Raw genomic sequence first — 22,639 nt, 5'->3', positions numbered from 1 at the left:
CCATGATTCCCCAACTTCGAACAGAGCCGAACACGGACAGCCTGTCGGCGCCGTGCTGTCTACCATCACAGTCATGCGGGAAGCGGGTGCTCCCGGGCCGCGGCGACGCGCCCGGGGCCGGCCACGCCGCGAGCCGGGGCCGCTGCCCCGGGCCGTCGCCCGGATGGTGGTGCGCGCCGCCGACGCCGCCACCCGGGCGGTGACGGCCCTGCTCGGCGCCAGCCCGGCGGCCGGCCGGGAGCGGATCAGCGAGGCGGAGCTGCGCGACCTGGTGGCCGCCAACACCCTGCTCGACCCGGTCGAGCGCCGGATCATCGACGAGGTGCTGGCCGCGGGCGCGAGCCTGGTCCGCGAGGTGATGATGCCGCGCACCGAGGTCGTCTTCCTCTCCGCCCGGCACACCATCGCCGAGGCGGAGCGGCTGGTCCGGGCCGAGACGCACACCCGCTACCCCGTGGTCGACGGCACCCACGACGACGTGGTCGGCTTCGTGCACCTGCGCGACGTGCTGCTCCGCCCCGACCTCGACCCCCGCACCACCGTCGGCGAGCTGACCCGGGAGGTGAAGCGGCTGCCCGGCAGCAAACGGGTGCTCGCCGCGCTCAGCGAGATGCGCCGGGAACGCCACCACCTCGCCGTCGTGGTCGACGAGTACGGCGGCACCGCCGGCATCGTCACCCTGGAGGACCTGATCGAGGAGCTGATCGGGGAGATCCACGACGAGTACGACACCGCCCCCGAGCCGGTGCACGCGGGCCTGCCCGCCGTGGTGGACGGCCGGCTCAACCTCGCCGACTTCGCCGAGCGCACCGGGGTGAGCCTGCCACCCGGCCCGTACGAGACGGTCGGTGGATTCGTGATGGCCGCGCTGGGCCGGCTCCCGGTCGCCGGCGACGAGGTGCCGGTGACCGCCGGCCCGGCCGGCGACGGCGGCGCGGCACCCGACGACCCGTCCGGCGGATGGCTGCTGCGGGTGCTCACGCTGGAGGGACGACGGGTGGCCCGGCTCACGGTCACCGCCGGGCGCCTGCCGGAGCCACGGCGCGAGGCCGCCGCCCCGACACCGACGGGGCGGAGCCGACCCGCCGGGCCGTCATGACGCGCACCGGGTCTTGCTGACAGAATTGCCGCCATGTCCGACGTACCCGCCCGCCCCCGCGTCTTCTCCGGCATCCAGCCGACGGCCGACTCGTTCCACCTCGGCAACTACCTGGGCGCCGTGCGGCACTGGGTGGCGTTGCAGGACACCCACGACGCCTACTACTGCGTGGTCGATTTGCACGCGATCACCGCGGGGCACGACCCGAAGACGCTCATGCAGCGTTCCCGGATGGCGGCCGCCCAGCTCTTCGCCGTCGGCCTCGACGCGGAGCGCAGCACGCTCTTCGTGCAGTCGCAGGTGCCCGAGCACTCGCAGCTCGCCTGGGTGCTGGGCTGCATCACCGGGTTCGGCGAGGCGAGCCGGATGACGCAGTTCAAGGACAAGTCGCAGAAGCAGGGCGGCGAGCGGGCGAGCGTGGGCCTGTTCACCTACCCGGTCCTGCAGGCCGCCGACATCCTGCTCTACCAGGCCAACGCCGTGCCGGTGGGCGAGGACCAGCGCCAGCACCTGGAGCTCTCCCGCGACCTGGCCCAGCGGTTCAACTCGCTGTTCGGGCCGACCCTGACGGTGCCCGCGCCGCACATCGTCAAGGACACCGCGAAGATCACCGACCTCCAGGACCCGACGGCCAAGATGTCGAAGTCGTCCTCGTCGCCGGCCGGCATCGTCAACCTGCTGGAGGACCCGGCCCGCTCGGCCAAGAAGATCCGTTCCGCGGTCACGGACACGGGGCGGGAGATCGTCTTCGACACCGAGACCAAGCCCGGCATCTCCAACCTGCTGACCATCTACTCGGCGCTGAGCGGCCGCAGCGTCGACGACCTGGCCGCCGCGTACGCCGGCAAGGGCTACGGCGACCTGAAGAAGGACCTCGGCGAGGTGGTGCGGGAGTTCGTCGGCCCGATCCAGGAACGCACCCGGACCTACCTCGACGACCCGGCGCAGCTGGACAAGCTGCTCGCCGCCGGCGCGGAGAAGGCCCGCGCGACCGCCGGCGAGACGCTGCGCACCGTGTACGAACGGGTGGGCTTCTTCCCGCCGGTGCGCGGCGAGTAGCGCCCCGGCGCGACGGGTGAGGGCGGACGGGCCGGTGGCCGGAGGGATGACGCACAGCGTGGATCGCAGGGACGGGACGCCGGACGCCGGTGACACCATCGAGATCGGCATCGCGGTCGACATCCCGGAGCCGTGGGGCGGCATGCTCACCCGGCGGCGGGTCGAGGCCGGCGACCCTCGGGTCGTGCCCGCGCACGTGACCCTGCTCGGGCCGACCGAGATCCCGGTGGCGACGCTGCCGGCGGTGGAACGGCACCTCGGGGCGGTCGCCGCCGCCCACCTGCCGTTCACCCTGCACCTGCGGGGCACCGGCACGTTCCGGCCGGTGACCCAGGTCGTCTTCGTGGCGGTGGCCGCCGGGATCAGCGAGTGCGAGCTGCTCGCCGCCGCGATCAGGGCCGCCCCGGAGCTGCACCGCGAGACGCGCTTCCCGTACCACCCGCACGTCACGGTCGCGCAGGACGTCGCGCCGGAGGCGCTGGACAGGGCGTACGAGGACCTGGCCGACTTCTCGGCCATGTTCGAGGTCGAGGCGTTCACCCTCTTCTCGCACAGCGGGCAGACCCGGTGGCAGCCGCGCCGGGACTTCCGGCTGGGCGGCTGAGCGGTCGGCCCGGGTGCGCCACGAGCGCCACGGCGCCCACCTTCCCGGCGCCGGCCCGCGTCGGACGACCGCCGCCCGGTGCGGGGCGGCGTCCGGTTGCCCGCACGGGGGCGAAGGATCGGCGAGGATGACGGCGTGAACGTGCTGAGCCGCATCGAGGCGGGCATCGACAGCAGGATCAGCGCGGTGCGCCGCCGGTGGGGCGTCGCGGACCACCTGTGGCGGGCCGGCGTGCTCTACACCGACGTGCTGGGCGGGCGGCTGGCCGCCGCGATCGCCTACTACGGCTTCTTCGCGGTCTTCGCGCTGGCGCTGGTCGGGTACTCGATCTTCGGGGCCATCCTGGAGGACAACGACGAGGTCAGCGACGCCGCCGCCGACTTCCTCCGGGAGAACCTGCCGTTCCTCGACCCCGTGCAGATCGCCGACAGCAGCGGCACGGTCGGGGTGGTCGGCCTGATCATCCTGGCGTTCACCGGGATCGGCTGGGTCGAGGCGATCCGCTCCTCCCAGCGGCTCATGTACGGGCTCAACCAGCAACCGGGCAACCTGGTGGTCCGCCGCCTGGTCGACCTCGGCGTGCTGGTGGTCATCTTCGTGCTGCTCGGCGTCTCGGTGGCGGCGGTGGACACCCTGGAGTCGCTGCTGCGCTTCCTGCTGCGCAGCACCGGCTCGGCGGGCCTGACCACGGTCAGCGCGGTGCTCAGCGTGCTGGTCAACGCGGTGCTGGCCACCCTGCTGCTGGTGGCGGTGCCGAGGCTGCGGATGACCCGGTCCCGGCTGCGCCCCGTGGTGCTGCTGGTCGCGGTCGGCATCACGCTGCTGAACACCGTCGGGCGCTTCTACGTGGTACGCACCGAGCGGAACCCGGCGTACACGGTCGTGGCGGGCGCCGTGGGCCTGCTGCTCTACCTCTACCTGCTCAACCAGTTGGTGCTCTTCGGCGCGGCGCTGGCCGCGACCAGCCCGCGCGGTCGGGTGGTGGACCTGGCGGCGAGCCCGGCGCCGGCCGAGACGGACGCGGAGACGGATCCCGGCACCCCGGGCGGGGCCGGATGAGCGGGGGAGCGGGCGTGCGGATCTCGGTCGACCAGGCCTCGGCGGTGCCGCCGTACGAGCAGGTGCGCGGGCAGCTCGCGGAGCTGATCGGGACGGGCCGGCTGGCGGTGGGCACCCGGCTGCCCACCGTCCGGGCGTTCGCGGCCGACCTCGGGCTGGCGGTCAACACCGTGGCGCGGGCCTACCGGGAGCTGGAGGCGGCCGGTCTGCTGGAGACCCGCGGCCGGCACGGCACCTTCGTCGCGCCCGGGCGCGACGACGCGACGGACCGGTTGCAGCGGGTCGCGGCCGACTACGCCGCCGAGGCCGCCCGGTTGGGCGTGCCGCCCGCGGCGGCGCTGGCCCTGGTCCGCGCGGCGTTGGACGCGGCCCGGCCGGGCTGACGCGCTCCGGCCGCCGCCGACGAGACGGGACTGGTCGGCCCGCTGGCAGGCCGCCGTCGGCGCTCCCGCCACCTGACCGCCGGCCGCGCGGCGAAATCCCGACAGCCACGGCGGCGGTGAATAGGGGCGAATGCCTCCCGGCCCGGGGGCGCGACGGACCATGATGGGCGCGTGGGCGCACTCGTGACACTGGACCTGCCGGACGACTCGCCGATGCTCGGCCTGCCGTGGATCATCACCTTCGGCCCGCTCGGCGACGCCGACGAGTGGGAGCCGGTGGTCTGCGGCCCCTACGAGCGGCCGCACGCCCTCGCGCTGGCCGAGGCGATCGTCGCCGAGGAGCAGCTGATGGCGGTGGTCGAGCCGCTGCTGCCCGCAGTCTCGGCCGAGGAGATCCGGGGCGAGATCGCCGCGGCGCAGGTCGCCGCCGAGGACGAGGCGGCGCAACTCGACCAGGCCGACCTCTACGGCGACTTCGAGGACACCATCGACGAGGAACTGGAGGCGGCGGCCGAGGAGGCCGACCTGGCGGAGCCGCTGGCGCCGCCCACCGAGGCCGAGCTGCGAGCGGGCTTCGGGCGCATCGCCGCCAAGCTCACCAACGGCGCCTGAGCCGGCCCGGGCGGGGCCGGGCTGCCCGGGCGACGCGGGTCAGCGGCGGTGGGGCGAGCTGTGCAGCACGCAGAACTCGTTGCCCTCCGGGTCGGCCAGCACCGTGAACCCCTCGTCGCCGCGCTGCCCCACGTCCGTGGGCCGGGCGCCGAGCCCGATCAACCGGCTCACCTCGTCCGCCGGATCGCCGTCGGCGACCACGTCCAGGTGCAGCCGGTTCTTCCCGTGCTTGGGCGTGCCGGAGCCCTGCAACCAGACGGTGGGAGCCCCGACCCGGTCGTCCGGGGGATGGAGCTTCGCGCTGCCGTCGCCGCCGGCGTCGACGGCGTAGCCGAGCGCCGCCGCCCAGAAGCCGGCCATCAGGTCGAGATCGACGACGTCGAGGGTGTACTGCGCGACGCGAACCACCATGGGTCCGTCGTACCCGCAGGGGCCGGGGGCGACACGCGCTCCGATGGACGCCGGCGCCGCCGGAGCGGACTCCGATGACGCCGGCGCCACCTCACCCCCCACCACAAGGGGTCGGTAGCCCAGTCGCCCGTCGGCGCGGGGCACAACGGACGACCAGGTCGATGACGGGTTACCCGCTCAGCGCCGTTCGAACCAGGCCGCCGCGTCGACTCCGAGCAGATGGCCGGAGCCCTGCCCGGTGAGCGGCTCGCTGGCGGCGATCGGCACGCCGTACCCGTCGATCAGGGCCGGCGCACCGCTGATGTTGACCACGCAGGTCAGCACGGTGTCGCCGGCGGCGCGGCTGAAGGCGAGCACGCCCGGCCCGGCCTCCAACCAGGTGACTCCGCCCGCGTCGGCGGCCAGCGCCGGGTGTTCCCGGCGGATCCGCAGCGCGGTGCGGTAGAGCTCCAGCGTCGAGCCGGGCACGCCGGCCTGGGCGGCGACCGAGAGGCCGCGCCAGGTCGCCGGGGCCGGCAGCCAGCTCAGCTCGCTGCCCTGCGGCCCGAAGCCGTACGGGGCCAGCTCGCCGCTCCACGGGATCGGCACGCGGCAACCGTCCCGGCTCTGGCCGGTGCGCAGGAACGCCGGGTCCTGGCGCAGCTCGTCCGGCAGGTCGAGCACCTCCGGCAGGCCCAGTTCCTCGCCCTGGTAGATGTAGGCGCAGCCGGGCAGGGCGAGCATCAGCAGGGTGGCGGCCCGCGCCCGGCGCAGCCCCTCGGCGCCGTCGCCGTAGCGGGTGACGTGCCGCTGCTTGTCGTGGTTGGACAGCACCCAGGTGGTGGGCGCGCCGACGATCGTCGACTCGGCGAGCGCGGTGTCGATGACCTTGCGGAACGAGTCGGCCGACCAGGTCGCGTCGAGGAAGTCGAAGCTGAACGCCTGGTGCAGCTCGTCCGGGCCGATGTAGCGGGCGAGGCGCTGCGGGGTCTCGGCCCACGCCTCGGCGACCGCCATCCGGCCGCCCGGGTAGCTGTCCAGGATCGGCCGCCAGGCGCGGTAGATGTCGTGCACCTCGTCCTGGTCGAAGTAGGGGAGCCGGCCCTTGCCGAGCAGTTCCGCCTGGCGCTGGCCGGTGGTCATCGAGCTGAACCCGACGTCCGGCAGCCCCTCGGCCTTGATCATGCCGTGCGCCACGTCGATCCGGAAGCCGTCCACGCCCCGGTCGAGCCAGAAGCGCAGGACGCCCTCGAACTCGGCGCGCACCTCGGGGTGGCGCCAGTTCAGGTCCGGCTGGGCCGGGTCGAACAGGTGCAGGTACCACTGGCCGTCGTCGATGCGCGTCCAGGCGGGGCCGCCGAAGATGCTCTCCCAGTCGTTCGGGGGCAGCTCGCCGTTCTCGCCCTTGCCCTCGGCGAAGAGGTAGCGCGCGCGCTCGGCGGAGCCCGGTCCGGCGGCCAGCGCGGCCTGGAACCACGAGTGCGCGCTGGAGGTGTGGTTGGGCACCAGGTCGACGATGATCCGCAGGCCGAGGGCGTGCGCGTCGGTGATCATGTTGTCGAAGTCGGTGAGGGTGCCGAACATCGGGTCGACGTCGCGGTAGTCGGCGACGTCGTACCCGCCGTCGATCATCGGGGAGGTGTAGAAGGGGGTCAGCCAGAGCGCGTCCACCCCGAGGTCGCGCAGGTACGGCAGGCGCTCACGGATGCCCTGGAGGTCGCCGACGCCGTCGCCGTTGGAGTCGGCGAAGCTGCGTACGTACACCTGGTAGACGACCGCGGAGCGCCACCAGTCGTCGTCGGAGGTCAGCGGCGTGGGGTTGCTGACGGTCATCGGTGGCGTTCCCCGTTCTGTGGCGCGGGACGGCGGCACCCGGCGTGGCGCGGGTGCGGGTGCGGTGTCTGAGCAGAATGCCGCCCGCGACTGCAAGAGTCAAGCATTCCTTGCGCAAGAAATGGCAATGATCACGCCAAGACTCCGCCGGCTCACGCCCGGTGAGCCCTTCCGGGCGTGCGGCTGGGTCGGAGAGGGCGGTCGGGCGGGAGTCGGGGCGGTCAGGCCGGGACGGCGAGCGCGGGCGGGGCCGGGCGCTGCCGCGTCGCGCCGCCCGGGGCCGGCCGCGCGGCGTCGGTGGGGGCGACCGCGGTGGAGCCGCGCACCACCAGTTCCGGGCGGAACACGTACTCCGAGTGCGGGGCGGCGTGCCCGTTGATCTCGTCGACCAGGGCCCGGACGGCGGCGACGGCCATCGCGGTCACCGGCTGCCGCATGGTGGTCAGCGGCGGGTCGGTGAAGGCCATCAGCGGGGAGTCGTCGTAGCCGACCACCGACAGCTCGCCGGGCACCGACATGCCGCGCTGCCGGGCGGCCCGGATCGCGCCGAGCGCCATCAGGTCGGAGCCGCAGACGATGCCGGTGACGCCGCGCTCCAGCAGCCGGGCGGCGGCGGCCTCGCCACCCTCCACACCGAACAGGGAGAGCTCGGCCAGCTCGTCGAGGCCGGCCTCGTCGACGCCGACCAGCCGGCCCATCGCGGCCCGGAAGCCGGCCACCCGGCGCTGCACCGGCACGAAGCGGTCCGGGCCGGTGATCAGGCCGATGCGGCGGTGCCCGAGCGCCACCAGGTGGGCCACGGCCAGCTCGGTGGCCTCGCCGTCGTCGCAGGAGACGAAGGGCGCGGGGATGCCGGGCGCGTACCCGTTGATCATCACGACGGGCAGCGGGCGGGCGATCAGGGCCCGGTAGCGGTCGTGGTTGGCGGCGGTGTCGGCGTGCAGGCCGGAGACGAAGACTATTCCGGAGACCTGCCGGTCCAGCAGCATCTCGACGTACTCGTCCTCGGTGACCCCGCCGGCCGTCTGGGTGCAGAGCACGGGGGTGAAGCCGCTCTGCGCCAGGGTCGACTCGATCACCTGGGCGAAGGCGGGGAAGATCGGGTTGTCGAGTTCGGGGACCACCAGACCCACGAGACCGGCGCTGCGCTTGCGTAGCCGGGCCGGGCGCTCGTAACCGAGCACATCGAGGGCGGTGAGTACGGCTTGCCGGGTCTCGGGGGCCACTCCCGGGCGGTCGTTGAGCACCCGCGACACCGTGGCCTCGCTGACTTCGGCCTGTAGGGCGATGTCGGACAGTCGAGCGCGCATGGGCGCACTTTAGCTCAAAGGCAAGTTCTTGCGTACACTTCTGCAAGCCCTTCCATTCTCTGCAACCTCTTGCTAACGTCCCCGCAACACGCGAGAGCAGCGGCGCAGCACGCCGAGCGCCGGTTGGCAAGAAACTTACAGAGCTTCCACTGGCGGGATCGCCTCTCCCCCGGCGTGCCGCCATGACGACAGGAGTACCGATGCGCATCCGTACCGCGGGTGTGGTCGCCGTCCTCGGCCTGGCGCTCGCCGCCTCCGGCTGTGGTGGCGACAGCAACGACGAGCCGGCCGCGAAGGAATCCAGCAAGGCCGCCACCGGCGGCAAGCTGGTGATCTGGGCCGACGACAAGCGCGCCGCCGCCCTCAAGCCGTTCGGCGAGAAGTTCGGCAAGGAGAACGGCGTCACGGTCGAGGTCCAGGCCGTCTCCAAGGACCTCCAGACCAACTTCGTCACCGCCTCCCAGCAGGGCAGCGGCCCGGACGTCGTGGTCGGCGCGCACGACTGGATCGGCAACCTGGTGCAGAACGGCGCCATCGACCCGGTCCAGCTCGCCGCCGAGCAGAAGAGCGCCTTCAACGAGACCGCCGTCAAGGCCGTCACGTTCAACGGCCAGCTCTACGGCGTGCCGTACGCCATGGAGAACCTGGCGCTGATCCGCAACACCGAGCTGGCTCCCGAGGCGCCGAAGACCATCGAGGACCTGGTCGCCGCCGGCAAGAAGCTCAAGGCCGAGAAGAAGGCCAGCGAGATCCTCTGCCTCCAGTCCGGCCAGAACGGCGACGCGTACCACATCTACCCGCTCTACACCTCGGCCGGCGGCTACCTCTTCGGCACCGCCGCCAACGGCGACTACGACCCGAAGGACCTGGGCGTGGGCAAGCCGGAGTCGATCGCGGCGTTCCAGAAGATCGCCAAGCTGGGTGAGAAGGGCGAGGGTGCGCTGAAGCGCTCCATCACCGGCGAGAACTCCATCGCCACCTTCACCGGCAAGAAGTGCGCCTTCCTGGTCTCCGGCCCGTGGGCCATCGCCGACGCCAAGAAGGCCAACATCAAGTACGACATCTCCCCGGTCCCCGGCTTCGCCGGCGGCAAGGAGGCCCAGCCGTTCGTGGGCGTCCAGTCCTTCTACGTCGCGGCCAAGGGGCAGAACAAGGCCCTGGCGCAGGAGTTCGTCGCGAACCACGTGACCACCCCGGACCTCGCCATGGCGCTCTACAACGCCGAGCCGCGTCCCCCGGCGCTGACCGCCGCGCTCGACCAGGTCAAGGGCAGCGACCCGGACCTGGCCAAGTTCCAGGAGGCCGGCAAGAACGGCCAGGTGCTCCCGGCGATCCCGGCCATGGCCGCGATCTGGGACCCGTTCGGCAAGGCGGAGGCCGCCATCATCGGCGGCGCCGACCCGGCCAAGACGATCACCGCCGCCGGTAAGACGATCGCCGGCCAGATCAAGTAATGAGCACGTCGTCGTCCGGCCCGGGGACTGCCACGCAGCCCCCGGGCCGGGGGCCCGTACGGTCCGGGTCCCCGCGCACGTCCCGTACCGCGCGGAACCACGCGCCGATCACCCTGACGGGCCTGCTCGTCAAGGTGGTCCTGCTCGGCCTCGTGGCCGGGATCGCGGTCTGGGCGGCGTTCCCGCTCATCGAGGCCGAACTCTGGGTCGGGTTGGCGGTCCTGCTGGCGACCACCGCCGGCCTCTTCTACCTCTACCTGACGCCCCGGCACATCCCCGTCAAGTACCTGATCCCGGGCACGCTCTTCCTGGTGGCGTTCCAGATCATCCCGGTGCTCTACACCGCGAGCACCGCCTTCACGAACTTCGGCGACGGCCACCGGGGCAGCAAGGACGACGCCATCGTCGCCATCCAGAGCGGCTCGGTGACGCAGGTCCCCGGCTCGGTCCAGTACCCGCTGACCGTCGCCACGAAGGGCGACCCGGCCACCGGCGCGCTGGTCTTCCTGGTCACCGACCCGCAGACGAACACCGTCTCCGTCGGCGACACCGAGGGCCTGCGCCCGCTCGACGCCGGCAGCGTCACCGTCGCGCCGGGCGGCAAGGTCACCGCCGCCGACGGCTACCAGATCCTCAACTTCGGCGAGGCCAGCACGCGGAGCAAGGACATCACCGACATGGTGGTGCCGACCTCCGGGGGCGCGCTGCGCTCGTCCGGCCTGTCGCGCGCCTACGAGGGCAAGGCGGTCCGGGCGTACGACGCGGGCTGCGACTGCATCCGCGACAGCGAGACCGGTAAGACCTGGACCGCCGACGGGAAGGTCGGCTCCTTCGTCGCCGCGGACGGCGAGACGCTGGCCCAGGGCTGGCAGGTCAACGTCGGGCTGCGCAACTTCGCCGACGTGCTCACCGACCCGGCCATCTCCGGCCCGTTCTTCAGCACGCTGATCTGGAACTTCGCCTTCGCACTCGGTTCCACCGGCTTCACGTTCCTGCTCGGCATGGGCATCGCGCTGGCGCTGCACTCGCCCCGGATGCGTGGCACGAACTTCTACCGGGTGCTGCTGATCCTGCCCTACGCCATGCCGTCCTTCGCGATGCTGCTGGTCTGGCGGGACATGTTCAACACCGACTTCGGCCTGATCAACAACCTGTTCGGGCTGGGGGTGGACTGGTTCGGCGAGACCTGGTCGGCCCGGCTCGCGGTGCTGCTGGTGCAGCTCTGGCTCGGCTACCCGTACATGTTCCTGGTGACGACCGGCGCGTTGCAGGCCATCCCACGTGAGCTGACCGAGGCCACCTCGGTCGACGGAGCGTCGCCGTTCCAGTCGTTCCGCGCGGTGACCATGCCGCTGCTGCTGGTGGCGATCTCGCCGCTGCTGATCGCGTCCTTCGCGTACAACTTCAACAACTTCAACGCGATCCAGTTCGTCACCGAGGGCGGACCGTTCCCGGCGGACAACCCGACGGCCGGCGCCACCGACCTGCTGATCACCTACACCTACCGGCTGGCCTTCGGCGCCCAGGGCGCCGAGTACGGACTGGCCGCCGCTGTCTCGATCTTCATCTTCGCGATCGTGGCGACGGTGTCGGCGATCAGCTTCTCCCGGACCCGCAAGCAGGAGGAGGTGTACTCGTGAGCACCCGCACCGAAGCGCCCGTCGCCAACCGCAACGCGACCGGACGGCGGAACCGCTGGTTCGCCCAGGTGGGATGGCGGCACCTGGTCGGCATCCTGGCGGTGGCGTTCAGTCTCTTCCCGATCCTGTTCGTCGTCTCGGCGGCGCTCAACCCGCTCGGCACGCTCTCCTCCACGGAGCTGGTGCCGACCGGTGCCTCGCTGGAGAACTTCACCAACCTCTTCGAGCGGACCGCCTTCGGTCGCTGGTTCCTCAACTCGCTGCTCCTGGCGGGGGTGGCCAGCTTCGCGTCGATCTTCCTGTCGGCGCTGGCGGCGTACGCCTTCTCCCGGATGCGCTTCGCCGGCCGCCGCGTCGGGCTGCTCTCCCTGCTGCTGATCCAGATGTTCCCGCAGTTCCTGGCGATCGTGGCGATCTTCCTGATCTTCACGAAGGTCACCGAACTGTGGCCGGTGATCGGCTTCAACACCCCGTGGGGTCTCTTCCTGCTCTACATGGGTGCCGCCCTCGGCGCGAACACCTGGCTGATGAAGGGCTTCTTCGACACGCTGCCGAAGGAGCTGGACGAGTCCGCCACCATGGACGGCGCCTCGCACGCCCAGATCTTCTTCCGGATCATGCTGCCGCTGGTGGCGCCGATCCTGGCGGTGACCGGCCTGCTCGCCTTCATCGGTTCGATCAACGAGTTCGTGATCGCCAACGTGTTCCTCACGAACACCAACTCGAAGACCCTCGCGGTCGGCATGTTCGGGCTGGTGGCCGGCGAACGCAACAACAACTTCGGGATCTTCGCGGCGGGCACCCTGCTCACCGCCATCCCGACGGTGCTGGTGTTCCAACTCCTCCAGCGCTACATCGTCAACGGCCTCACGGCCGGGGCGGTCAAGGGCTGAGCCTCCTCGGCTCACCGCTGCGGCAAGGGCGTCGGCGTCCGACGTACACCGGAGCAGTCACGGATCGACCGCCGCGGTCGGGGAACCGGCCGCGGCGGGAGACCCATTTCTCTCCCCGTCCGACCGACGCGAAAGGCGCCACCATGTCCCTGTTGCCGCACCACGACGGCTCCGCCCTGTACGTCCCCGAGCAGGAGCCCGCCCTCGGCGACGTCGTCGACGTCTTCGTCCGGGCGCCGGCCGGCGCCGACGTCCGGCAGGTGCACGTGCGCACCACCGGCGACGGCGAGCCCCGGTTCACCGAGGCGGTCGTCGACCGCACCGACGGCGCCGACGTCTGGTGGCGGGTGCCCGTCGAGGCCCGCAACCCGGTCAGCAACTACCGGTTCATGCTCACCGGCAGCCGCGGCAGCCGCTGGCTGAACGCCGCCGGCGTGGTGGGCCACGACGTGCCCGACAACGGCGACTTCAAGCTGGTCACCCACGCCCCGCCGCCCGCCTGGGCCCGCGACGCGGTGATCTACCAGATCTTCCCGGACCGGTTCGCCCGCTCCGCCGCCGCCGCGGGCCGCGAGGTGCCGGACTGGGCGATCCCGTGCGACTGGGACACCCCGGTGATCGGGCGCGGGCCCGAGACGCCCCGGCAGTTCTACGGCGGCGACCTGGACGGCGTCGCCGAGCGGCTGGACCACCTGGACCGCCTCGGCGTGAACACCGTCTACCTGACCCCGGTCTTCCCGGCCCGCTCCAACCACCGCTACGACGCGGCCAGCTTTGACACCGTCGACCCGCTGCTCGGCGGGGACGCCGCCCTGGCCCGCCTCGCCGACGCCGTACGCGCCCGGGGCTGGCGGCTGCTCGGCGACATCACCAGCAACCACACCGGCGACGCGCACGAGTGGTTCACCAGGGCCGCCTCCGACGTGTCCGCGCCCGAGCGGGAGCTGTACTACTTCGACGAGGTCTCCGGTGACTACGAGTCCTGGAACGGGGTCAAGTCGCTGCCGAAGCTGAACTGGGGCAGCGCCCAGCTGCGCCGGCGCTTCGCCACCGCCGACGACTCGCTGCTGCGCCGCTGGCTGCGCCCCCCGTACGGGCTGGACGGCTGGCGGGTGGACGTGGCGAACATGACCGGGCGGCGGGGCGCCGACGCGTACACGCACGAGGTGGCGGCGCTGCTGCGCGAGGTGGTCGCCCGGACCCGGGCCGACGCCCTGCTGATGGCCGAGCACGGTCACGACCACACCGGCGACCTCGACCGCAACGGCTGGCACGGCACGATGAACTACGTCGGCTTCACCGACCCGGTCTGGTCCTGGCTGCGGCACGGCGACCAGCCCGTACCGAACTTCCTCGGCACGCCGGGCGGGGTGGTGCGCCGGGACGCGGACGCGGTGCTCGCCACCATGGACGCCTACCGCTCGCTGGTCTCCTGGCGGTCGTACACCCACTCGTGGCAGCTGCTCGGGTCGCACGACTCCGCCCGGATCCGCACGGTGGTCGGCGACGCCGCGCGGCAGGAGGTGGCCGCCGGCCTGCTCGCCACCATGCCCGGCACTCCGATGATCTTCGCGGGCGACGAGCTGGGCCTGACGGGCAGCAACGGCGAGGGCTCGCGTACGCCGATGCCGTGGCACCGGCCGGAGAGCTGGGACGCCGCGACGTTCGCCGCGTACCGTGCCCTGGTGGCGCTGCGCCGCGCGGAGCCCGCGCTGCGCCACGGCGGCCTGCGCTGGCTGCGCGCCGACGCGGACACCCTGGTCTTCCTGCGCGAGGCCCCGACCGGCACGGTGCTGGTGCTGGCCCGCCGCGCCGCCGGCGAGCCGCTGCGCCTGACCGGGCTGGGTCCGGCCGAGAACCTGTACGGCGGCGCCCCCGCCCTGCGCCCCGACGCCGACGGCGCGGTCACCCTCCCGGCGGACGGCCCCACCTTCCAGGCATGGCGGCTGCCCTGACCCCCTACCGCCCCGCTACTACAATCCGTCGTTGATGGGGGAGGATGGTGGGCGTGGAAGCTCTGAGACTGATACTTCGCTACGTCCATTTGATCGGTTTCGCCCTGCTGCTCGGCGGCGCGATCGTCCAGTACATCAGCGGGAAGCTGCGGATCAACCCGGCCATGCTCTGGGGGTCCGTGATCATGCTGGCGACCGGGATCGGCCTCTCGGCGCCGCTGCGTGACGGCGACGAGCCGGCCCCCGCGAAACTTGTTACCAAGTTGGTGCTCGCCATACTGATCTTTGTCATGGTCTTCTTTTCCCGGAAGCGCGACGTGGTCAACCGTGGGCACTTCCTGGCAATCGTCGGGTTGACCCTGGTCAACGCGGCGGTGGCCGTCTTCTGGCGGTAACGTCACCGGCAGGGGACGACGCGCAGAACCGGACGTTCCGCGACGCCCCGCCGCGCACCCACCAGCACTGAGAGTGATCTGCCCCACCTAAGGGTTACGTAGGGGTAACAGGCGCTCAACAGTCGTGCACGATTGTCGGCCGGTGGGTGGGCGCGGGCGTACGCTCCCGTCCGTAACGTGGGACGCCGGCGGCGCAGCGCAGGCCGGCTCAAAGGGCTGCCACCGTGCAGGACGCGGTGTGCAATGGGAAGGAGACGTCTTGCGCTCTGTGCGTGGGATGCGGATTGCCTCCGTCTTCGCGATGGGTGGGCTCGTGCTGAGTGCCGCCGCGTGTGGCGAGGCTCCCGAGGAGAACAACAACGCCGGCAGTGGCGACAAGAAGTACAGCGCCTGCATGGTGACCGACGTCGGCGGCATCGACGACAAGTCGTTCAACACCTCCGCCTGGAAGGGTCTGGAGGAGGCGAAGAAGGCCAACGACAAGATCGACATCAAGTACGTCGCGTCGAAGGCCGAGGCGGACTACGAGGTCAACCTGACCCAGTACGTCAACCAGAAGTGCGACTTCATCCTGGCCGTCGGCGGCCTGATGGGTGACGCCACCTCCAAGATCGCCAAGGCGAACCCGAACCAGCAGTTCGGCATCGTCGACGCGAAGGTCCCGGAGACCAACGTCTACCCGATGCAGTTCGACACCGCCCAGGCCGGCTTCCTCGCCGGTTACCTGGCCGCCGGCATGAGCAAGAGCGGCACGGTGGGCACCTACGGCGGCCTGCCGATCCCGCCGGTCACCATCTTCATGGACGGCTACGCCGACGGCGTCGCGCACTACAACAAGACCAAGAGCAAGAGCGTGAAGGTCGTCGGCTGGGACAAGGCCACCCAGAAGGGCTCCTTCACCAACGACTTCGTCAAGCAGGACGAGGGCAAGAAGGTCAGCGACGCGCTGGTCGCCCAGGGCGCCGACATCGTCATGCCGGTCGCCGGCGGCGCGGGCCTCGGCACCACCGGCGCCGCGAAGGCGTCGGGCGGCAAGTACAACACCATCTGGGTGGACGTCGACGGCTGCGAGAGCACCCAGGACTGCGCGGCGATCATCACCACCGTCGAGAAGAACATCCCGGACGCCGTCAAGGAGGCCGTCGTCAAGGCCGCCGGCGGCGAGAAGCTGTCGGCCACCCCGGGCTACCTCGGCAACCTGTCCAACAACGGCGTCGGGCTCGCCCCGTACCACGAGTTCGACGGCAAGGTCCCGGCCGAGCTGAAGGCCGAGATCGACAAGCTGAAGGCGGACATCGCCGCCGGCACCGTCACCGTCACCTCCGCGGCCCAGCCGAAGTGAGGCTCCGCCGGCCGCCCGTGGTGAGACGATCACCCCGGTAGGCCGGCGGGCGGTACAGCACGACGATCCGGCCGCCCCGGCGTCGTGGGGGAATCCACCCCACGGCGCCGGGGCGGCCGATCCGCTCCAACCCGACGACGGCCCCGCGCCGCGAGCGGTCCACCGGCAGCTACGCTGCACCATCGCTTCGCACTCCAGGAGGTTGCGCTGAGACTCGAACTGCGCGGCATCACCAAGCGGTTCGGTGATCTGGTCGCCAACGATCACATCGACCTGACGGTGGAGCCTGGAGAGATCCACGCCCTGCTCGGCGAGAACGGCGCCGGCAAGTCGACCCTGATGAACGTGCTCTACGGGCTCTACCAGCCCGACGAGGGCGAGATCCTGGTCGACGGCGCGCCGCTGAAGCTGCGGGGACCGTCGGACGCGATCGGTGCCGGGATCGGCATGGTGCACCAGCACTTCATGCTGGTGCCCGTCTTCACCGTCACCGAGAACATCATGCTCGGCGCCGAGCAGGTCCGGGGCGGCATCGCCGGCTTCCTGGACCGGCGGCGGGCCCGGCGCGAGGTCGCCGAGGTCTCCGAGCGGTACAACCTGCGGGTCGACCCGGACGCGGTGATCGAGGACCTGCCGGTCGGCATCCAGCAGCGGGTGGAGATCGTCAAGGCGCTCACCCGCGACGTCGACCTGCTCATCCTCGACGAACCGACGGCCGTGCTCACCCCGCAGGAGACGGACGAGCTGCTCACCGTGATGCGGTCGCTCAAGGCCGCCGGCAAGTCGATCGTCTTCATCACCCACAAGCTGGGCGAGGTCAAGGCCATCGCCGACCGGATCACCGTGATCCGGCGCGGCAAGACCGTCGGCACCGCCTCGCCCGAGGCGAGCCGCGACGAGCTGGCCGCGCTGATGGTCGGCCGCAGCGTGCGGCTCACCGTGGACAAGGAGCCGGCCGCCCCCGGCAAGCCGGTCCTGGAGCTCTCCGGCCTGGTCGTCGACGACGACCGGCAGATCCGCGCGGTCGACGGGGTGGACCTGACCGTACGCGCGGGCGAGGTGCTCGGGATCGCGGGCGTGCAGGGCAACGGCCAGACCGAGCTGATCGAGGCGATCATGGGGCTGCGCCCGACGCTCGCCGGCACGGTCACCCTCGACGGGCAGCGGGTCAACGGCTGGTCGACCAAGAAGGTGCTGCGCGCCGGCGTCGGCTACGTGCCGGAGGACCGCAGCGTCGACGGCGTCGTCAAGGAGTTCTCCGTCGCGGAGAACCTGGTGCTCGACATCTACGACCGGCCGCCCTTCGGCAGGGGCCTGGCGCTCAAGCCGGACGCCATCGCCAAGTCGGCGAAGGAGCGGATCGCGCAGTTCGACGTGCGCACCTCCTCGGCCGACGCCCCCGTCGGCACCCTCTCCGGCGGCAACCAGCAGAAGGTGATCGTGGCGCGGGAGCTGTCCCGGCCGCTGAAGCTCTTCATCGCCGCCCAGCCGACCCGCGGCGTCGACGTCGGGTCGATCGAGTTCATCCACAGCCAGGTCATCCGGGAACGGGACGTCGGCACCGCCGTCATGGTGGTCTCCAGCGAGCTCGACGAGGTGATCGGCCTGGCCGACCGGATCGCGGTCATGTACCGCGGCCGGATCATCGGCATCGTCGGCCCGGACACCCCCCGCGAGGAGATCGGCCTGCTGATGGCCGGCATCACCCCCGACGCGGCGCCCGCCGCCGCGACCGGCACGACCCCGGCCGACGGCGGTGCGGCGGCCCCCGCCGCCGAGGGCCCTGGTAGCAAGGACGAGGCATGACGAACCCGAACCCCGGGTCGGGCTCCCCGGGCAACCCGAACCCCCCGTCGGGCTCCCCGGACAAGGAGCCGGCGACCGAGGCGCAGGCCGCGCAGACCGCGCTCGGCAACACCGAGCGCGCCGGTACGGCCACCTCCCCGAAGGTCCCGGCCCCGGAGGCGAAGCCCTCGCTGGGCCGGCTGTTCCTGGACAACCTCTGGGCGGCGAACACCTTCACGGTGACCCTGCTGTCGCTGGTGCTGGCGATGATCGTCGGCGCGATCCTGATGATCGTGTCCGATCCCGACGTGCTCGCCACCTACAGCTACATCACGGCCCGGCCGGCCGACGCGCTCAACGCGAGCTGGACGCTGGTCAGCGAGGCGTACGGCAACCTGTTCAAGGGCGCGGTCTTCGACCCGGACGCGGTCGGCTTCCAGGCGGTGATGAGCCCGATCTCGGAGACGCTCACCTACACCGCGCCGCTGGTCTTCACCGGCCTGTCGGTGGCGCTGGCCTTCCGGGGCGGCCTGTTCAACATCGGCGCCCAGGGCCAGGCCACCATGGGCGTGATCCTGGCCGCGCTGGCGGGCTTCCTGCTGCCGCTGCCGCCCGGCCTGCACCTGCTCGTCGCGGTGCTCGCCGGCGCGCTCGGCGGGGCGATCTGGGGCTTCATCCCGGGCATCCTCAAGGCGCGCACCGGCGCCCACGAGGTGATCAACACGATCATGCTCAACTACGTCGCCACGTACTTCCTGACCTGGATCATCGTGCAGAACGGCGTCCAGGACCCGAACCGTACGGACGCGATCAGCCGGCCGGTCGACGGCTCGGCCCAGCTGCCCCGGCTGCTCGGCGACGGGCTGCGGGTGCACGCCGGCATCATCCTGGCGGTGCTGGCCACCTGGGCGGTCTGGTGGCTGCTCAACCGCTCCACGCTCGGCTTCGAGCTGCGCGCCGTCGGCGCCAACCCCGACGCCGCGCGGACCGCCGGCATCAGCGTCACCCGGACGTACGTCCTGATCATGGTCTTCGCCGGGATCCTGGCCGGCCTCGGCGGCTCCAACATGGTGCTCGGCTCCACCGCCAGCGCGCTGACCCCGCTGGTGGTCGCGCAGATCGGCTTCGACGGCATCCTGGTGGCGCTGCTCGGCCGCGTGAAGCCGTGGGGCGTCGCGCTGGCCGCGCTGCTCTTCGGCGCGCTCCAGGCCGGCGGCAACCGGATGCAGTCCTACTCGGGGATCTCGCTGGAGCTGGTCACCGTGCTCCAGGCGCTGATCGTCATCTTCATCGCCGCGCCGGCCCTGGTGAAGGCGATCTTCCAGCTCCGGGCCGCCCGCGCCGCCCGGTTGCAGACGAGCCTGGCGAAGGGCTGGTAACTCATGTCCACCATGGCTGTCGAAGACGTCGCGGTCGCCCCCGTCGACCAGGGATTCTGGACCCGTACCCGCAAGGTCGGCGCCGTGCTGCTCGCCCTCGGCCTGCTGGCGACGGTGCTGTTCGGGGCGCTCGCCACCGGCGAGCAGGCCCGCTTCACCCTCAGCGAGGACACCGCCGGCGCCGCGCTCGAGATCCACGGCACGGTCGGCGCGATCCTCTTCGGCCTCGTCGCGGTCGCCGCCGGCGTCGCGATGCTCGCCGGGCTGCCGAAGCGCTGGTTCACCCTCGTGCTCGGCGTCGGCCTGGTCGGCTTCGTGCTGTCGTTCCTCTGCTGGCAGGTCTCCGACGCGCCGCCCGGGCAGAACTTCATGCCGCTGGTCAACATCCTCCGGAACACCTTCATCCTGGCCCTGCCGCTGATCTTCGGCGCCCTGGCCGGCGTGCTCTGCGAGCGCTCCGGCGTGGTCAACGTCGCCATCGAGGGCCAGCTGCTGATGGGCGCCTTCAGCGGCGCGCTCTTCGGCAGCCTCTCCGGCAGCGTCTGGGTCGGCCTGGTCGCCGCGGCGATCGGCGGCGCGTTCATCTCGCTGCTGCTGGCCGTCTTCTCGATCCGCTACCTGGTCGACCAGGTCGTCATCGGCATCGTGCTCAACCTGCTGGCCGTCGGCGTCACCGGCTTCCTCTACGAGCGGCTGATGCAGACCAACGCCCAGAAGTACAACAGCGCCCCCCGGTTCGGCAACTGGGAGATCCCGCTGCTGTCGGACATCCCGCTGCTCGGCCCGGCGCTGTTCCGGGGCAACATCTTCCTCTACCTCGGCCTGCTGCTGGTGCTGGTCATCCACATCGCGCTGTTCCGCACCCGCTGGGGCCTGCGCACCCGTTCGGTCGGCGAGCACCCGACCGCCGCCGACACGCTGGGCGTCAAGGTGCTCGGGCTGCGCTACCGCAACGTGCTGCTCGCCGGGGTGGTCGCCGGCATTGGCGGCGCCTCCTACACGCTGGCGCTCTACTCGTTCACCAAGAACATGATCGGCGGCAAGGGCTTCATCGCCCTGGCCGCGCTCATCTTCGGCCGGTGGAGCCCGACGGGGGCGCTGCTCGCGGCGCTCTTCTTCGGCTTCGCCGACCAGCTCGCCACCTACCTGGGCGCCATCAACAGCGTGATCCCGAACCAGTTCCTGGCCATGCTGCCCTACCTGGCGACCATCCTGGCGGTGGCCGGGCTCGTCGGTCGGGTCCGGGCGCCGGCCGCCGACGGCAAGCCGTACATCAAGGGCTGACGGGGGAGTACCACATGGAGATCGACTGGGAGCGGCTGCGGGCCGCCGCCACCGAGGTGATGCGGCACGCGTACGTGCCGTACTCGAAGTTCCCGGTCGGGGCGGCCGCGCTTGTCGACGACGGCCGGGTGGTGGTCGGCTGCAACGTGGAGAACGCCGCGTACGGCGTGGTGCTCTGCGCCGAGTGCGGCGTGGTCTCCTCGCTGCACGCCACCGGCGGCGGCCGGATCGTGGCCCTGTCCTGCGTCGACGCCACCGGCGAGCCGCTGATGCCGTGCGGCCGGTGCCGCCAGCTGCTCTGGGAGCAGGGCGGCCCGGAGTGCCTCATCGAGGCGAGGGGCGGGCCGCTGCGGATGGCCGAGCTGCTGCCGCACGCCTTCGACGTGACCGACCTGGAGGCCGTGACGGGGGAAGCCCCGGTGCCCGTGGTGCCGGAGCGGCTGGCCGCCTGGCGCGGGCGCGGCACGGTCTTCGTGCACCCCGACCTCTCCGCCGGCCAGCAGGTCTGGACCGGCTACTGGGAGCGGTCCGCGGGCGACGACGACGGCGCCGAGACCGGCGTGCTGGAGGAGGGCCCGAGCTGGGACGAGCCGGCTGAGGCGATCGCCTGGGGCCTCGCCCGTACGCCCCGGGTGGTGGTTGTGGACGCCTCGGGGGCGATCTTCTGGGCCGGCGAGGGTGAGCCGCCGATGGAGATCCCGGTCCGCTGGGGTTGAGCTTTGGGGCTCGGGCCGACCGTGCCCGGCTCCGGGCGGTCAGGCTTGATCCCTCCGCCGGGCACGGTCGGCCTGAGCCCTCGGTGGTCGCGGTCCGCGTGCCGGTATCTGCATACGACTAGGAAGATCTTTTCTGATGAGTGCTTTCACGGCGGTTGACGTCATCCGGGTCAAGCGGGACGGGGGTGTGCTCTCCGACGCGCAGATCGACTGGGTGGTGGACGCGTACACCCGGGGGGTGGTCGCCGACGAGCAGATGTCGGCGCTGGCCATGGCGATCCTGCTGCGCGGCATGACCGGGCCGGAGATCGCCCGGTGGACCGCCGCGATGATCGCCAGCGGGGAGCGGCTCGACCTCTCCGCCGTCGACCGGCCGACCGTCGACAAGCACTCCACCGGCGGCGTCGGCGACAAGATCACCCTGCCGCTCACCCCGCTGGTCGCGGCCTGCGGTGCCGCCGTGCCGCAGCTCAGCGGCCGGGGCCTCGGGCACACCGGCGGCACGCTGGACAAGCTGGAGTCGATCCCGGGCTGGCGGGCGGCGCTGGGCAACGACGAGTTCACCGCCCAGCTCCGGGACGTCGGCGCGGCGATCTGCGCGGCCGGCGCGGGGCTCGCGCCCGCCGACCGCAAGCTGTACGCGCTGCGCGACGTGACCGGGACCGTCGAGGCCATCCCGCTGATCGCCAGCTCGATCATGAGCAAGAAGATCGCCGAGGGCACCGGCGCGCTGGTGCTCGACGTGAAGGTCGGCTCCGGCGCGTTTATGAAGTCCGTCGAGCAGGCCCGCGAGCTGGCCCGGACGATGGTGGAGCTGGGTGGCGCGCACGGCGTACGGACCGTCGCCCTGCTCACCGAGATGTCCACCCCGCTGGGCCTGGCCATCGGCAACGCCGTCGAGGTGACCGAGTCCGTCGAGGTGCTCGCCGGGGGCGGTCCCGCCGACGTGGTCGAGCTGACCCTGGCGCTGGCCCGCGAGATGCTCGACGCGGCCGGGCTGCCGGACGTCGACCCGGCGGCGGCCCTGCGTGACGGCCGGGCGATGGACTCCTGGCGGGCGATGATCCGCGCCCAGGGCGGCGACCCGGACGCCCCGATGCCGACCGCGAACGAGGTCGAGATGGTCCGCGCGGACACGGACGGCTTCGTCGCGGCGATCGACGCGTACGACATGGGGGTGGCGGCCTGGCGGCTCGGCGCCGGGCGGGCCCGCAAGGAGGACCCGGTCAGCGTGCCGGCGGGGGTCGTGCTGCATCGGCGTCCGGGCGACCCGGTGCGGGCGGGCGACGTCCTCTTCGAACTGCGGGCGGAGGACGCCGCCCGGATCCCGGCGGCCCGGGAGGACGCCGCGCGGGCGGTACGGATCGCGCCGACCGCACCCGCCGCGACGCCGCTGGTCATCGAGCGGATCGGCTGAGCGCGGCGGTCACCGGGGCGGCATGGTGCC

20 protein-coding genes are annotated in these 22,639 nt (G+C 72.0%); 17 read left to right on the top strand and 3 right to left on the bottom strand.

All coding sequences use genetic code 11. The features are described from left to right. Positions 1–73: 73 nt before the first annotated feature. The 6 genes from ACLQ20_RS02380 (at position 74) to ACLQ20_RS02355 (ending at position 4,816) form a co-directional block, all read left to right on the top strand. The gene (locus ACLQ20_RS02380; protein ID WP_151453453.1) at positions 74–1,099 is read left to right on the top strand and encodes a hemolysin family protein; all 1,026 of its coding nucleotides are present in this window, start codon (positions 74–76) and stop codon (positions 1,097–1,099) included. 33 nt (positions 1,100–1,132) lie between these two features. Continuing rightward, positions 1,133–2,158, top strand: a complete 1,026-nt coding sequence (gene trpS / locus ACLQ20_RS02375) for a tryptophan--tRNA ligase (RefSeq protein WP_425853987.1) — start codon at positions 1,133–1,135, stop codon at positions 2,156–2,158. Positions 2,159–2,204: 46 nt separating this feature from the next. Further along, complete coding sequence (locus ACLQ20_RS02370) at positions 2,205–2,762, top strand: 2'-5' RNA ligase family protein (RefSeq protein WP_151453451.1); 558 nt, start codon at positions 2,205–2,207, stop codon at positions 2,760–2,762. Between the two features lie 135 nt (positions 2,763–2,897). Continuing rightward, complete coding sequence (locus ACLQ20_RS02365) at positions 2,898–3,821, top strand: YihY/virulence factor BrkB family protein (RefSeq protein ID WP_151453450.1); 924 nt, start codon at positions 2,898–2,900, stop codon at positions 3,819–3,821. Positions 3,822–3,835: 14 nt separating this feature from the next. After that, positions 3,836–4,204 (top strand): GntR family transcriptional regulator, encoded by a 369-nt coding sequence (locus ACLQ20_RS02360; RefSeq protein ID WP_393170328.1) that lies wholly within the window; start codon positions 3,836–3,838, stop codon positions 4,202–4,204. Between the two features lie 171 nt (positions 4,205–4,375). After that, positions 4,376–4,816 carry a hypothetical protein gene (locus ACLQ20_RS02355; protein WP_151453448.1) on the top strand — a complete coding sequence of 147 codons (441 nt, stop codon included), beginning with the start codon at positions 4,376–4,378 and terminating at the stop codon, positions 4,814–4,816. A gap of 39 nt (positions 4,817–4,855) precedes the next feature. Here ACLQ20_RS02355 and ACLQ20_RS02350 read toward each other — a convergent pair whose 3' ends face one another. The 3 genes from ACLQ20_RS02350 to ACLQ20_RS02340 form a co-directional block, all read right to left on the bottom strand. Continuing rightward, positions 4,856–5,227 (bottom strand): VOC family protein, encoded by a 372-nt coding sequence (locus ACLQ20_RS02350; protein WP_121396677.1) that lies wholly within the window; start codon positions 5,225–5,227, stop codon positions 4,856–4,858. A 177-nt stretch (positions 5,228–5,404) separates the two neighbouring features. Further along, positions 5,405–7,039 (bottom strand): glycoside hydrolase family 13 protein, encoded by a 1,635-nt coding sequence (locus ACLQ20_RS02345; protein ID WP_425853986.1) that lies wholly within the window; start codon positions 7,037–7,039, stop codon positions 5,405–5,407. Between the two features lie 221 nt (positions 7,040–7,260). Then, a complete protein-coding gene (locus ACLQ20_RS02340) occupies positions 7,261–8,349 on the bottom strand; it encodes a LacI family DNA-binding transcriptional regulator (protein ID WP_425853985.1) in 1,089 nt (362 codons plus the stop codon). A 200-nt stretch (positions 8,350–8,549) separates the two neighbouring features. On the opposite strand from ACLQ20_RS02340, the gene ACLQ20_RS02335 reads away from it, so the two are divergent. From ACLQ20_RS02335 to ACLQ20_RS02285, 11 genes are all read left to right on the top strand, one after another. Continuing rightward, on the top strand, positions 8,550–9,803 hold the full coding sequence (locus tag ACLQ20_RS02335) for a sugar ABC transporter substrate-binding protein (RefSeq protein ID WP_327030448.1): 1,254 nt from the start codon (positions 8,550–8,552) through the stop codon (positions 9,801–9,803). Beyond that, positions 9,803–11,443 carry an ABC transporter permease subunit gene (locus tag ACLQ20_RS02330; RefSeq protein ID WP_151454463.1) on the top strand — a complete coding sequence of 547 codons (1,641 nt, stop codon included), beginning with the start codon at positions 9,803–9,805 and terminating at the stop codon, positions 11,441–11,443. The genes ACLQ20_RS02335 and ACLQ20_RS02330 overlap by 1 nt, the downstream gene beginning before the upstream one ends. Then, on the top strand, positions 11,440–12,336 hold the full coding sequence (locus ACLQ20_RS02325) for a sugar ABC transporter permease (protein ID WP_151454464.1): 897 nt from the start codon (positions 11,440–11,442) through the stop codon (positions 12,334–12,336). Before ACLQ20_RS02330 ends, ACLQ20_RS02325 begins: the two co-directional genes overlap by 4 nt. 143 nt (positions 12,337–12,479) lie before the next feature. Then, the gene (locus ACLQ20_RS02320; protein ID WP_425853984.1) at positions 12,480–14,291 is read left to right on the top strand and encodes a glycoside hydrolase family 13 protein; all 1,812 of its coding nucleotides are present in this window, start codon (positions 12,480–12,482) and stop codon (positions 14,289–14,291) included. 53 nt (positions 14,292–14,344) lie between these two features. Further along, entirely contained in the window at positions 14,345–14,686 is a 342-nt protein-coding gene (locus ACLQ20_RS02315; protein WP_132231464.1) for a hypothetical protein, read from the top strand. 277 nt (positions 14,687–14,963) lie between these two features. Next, entirely contained in the window at positions 14,964–16,028 is a 1,065-nt protein-coding gene (locus tag ACLQ20_RS02310; RefSeq protein ID WP_425853983.1) for a BMP family lipoprotein, read from the top strand. A 174-nt stretch (positions 16,029–16,202) separates the two neighbouring features. Then, positions 16,203–17,834, top strand: a complete 1,632-nt coding sequence (locus ACLQ20_RS02305; protein WP_425854244.1) for an ABC transporter ATP-binding protein — start codon at positions 16,203–16,205, stop codon at positions 17,832–17,834. Then, complete coding sequence (locus ACLQ20_RS02300; RefSeq protein WP_327030450.1) at positions 17,831–19,192, top strand: ABC transporter permease; 1,362 nt, start codon at positions 17,831–17,833, stop codon at positions 19,190–19,192. The genes ACLQ20_RS02305 and ACLQ20_RS02300 overlap by 4 nt, the downstream gene beginning before the upstream one ends. A gap of 3 nt (positions 19,193–19,195) precedes the next feature. Further along, on the top strand, positions 19,196–20,476 hold the full coding sequence (locus ACLQ20_RS02295) for an ABC transporter permease (RefSeq protein ID WP_327030451.1): 1,281 nt from the start codon (positions 19,196–19,198) through the stop codon (positions 20,474–20,476). Positions 20,477–20,490: 14 nt separating this feature from the next. Continuing rightward, positions 20,491–21,192 carry a cytidine deaminase gene (locus tag ACLQ20_RS02290; RefSeq protein WP_151454468.1) on the top strand — a complete coding sequence of 234 codons (702 nt, stop codon included), beginning with the start codon at positions 20,491–20,493 and terminating at the stop codon, positions 21,190–21,192. Positions 21,193–21,328: 136 nt separating this feature from the next. Further along, positions 21,329–22,609 carry a thymidine phosphorylase gene (locus ACLQ20_RS02285; protein ID WP_327030452.1) on the top strand — a complete coding sequence of 427 codons (1,281 nt, stop codon included), beginning with the start codon at positions 21,329–21,331 and terminating at the stop codon, positions 22,607–22,609. The last annotated feature ends 30 nt before the right edge of the window (positions 22,610–22,639 follow it).

The sequence above is a fragment of the Micromonospora sp. DT46 genome, from assembly GCF_049841735.1.
Classification (GTDB): domain Bacteria; phylum Actinomycetota; class Actinomycetes; order Mycobacteriales; family Micromonosporaceae; genus Micromonospora; species Micromonospora reichwaldensis.
This window is presented reverse-complemented; position numbering and strand designations above follow the sequence as displayed.